1 protein-coding gene is annotated in these 268 nt (G+C 65.3%); it reads right to left on the reverse strand.

The window, feature by feature from the left end:
• On the reverse strand, positions 1-268 hold a 268-nt coding region (locus EII34_RS16205), incomplete at both ends, for a hypothetical protein (protein ID WP_185711410.1).

Here is a 268-nt window from a genome sequence, read left to right on the forward strand (position 1 = left end):
GTCTCCCCAGCCGATGGCGTCGGCGTCTTGGACTCCCGCCAGCACGTAGACCTCGGTCAGGGTTTGGTCTTCTTGTTCGGTGAGGGGTCCCATCCACATGCCGTCCTCGTAGTGGGCGACGATGGTGAGGTCCGCGGCTGGGATGGGGAGGTAGTGGATGGAGTAGACCCCGGCGTCGTAGGCGTTACCGCGCTGCCAGCCGTGCTTGGTGAAGGCGCCGATGAGTTTCGCCGCCGGGATCTTGCCTTCGGGGATGTCCGGCAACTCG

It is taken from the genome of Arachnia propionica (assembly GCF_003859805.1).
GTDB classification, from domain to species: Bacteria; Actinomycetota; Actinomycetes; order Propionibacteriales; family Propionibacteriaceae; genus Arachnia; species Arachnia propionica_C.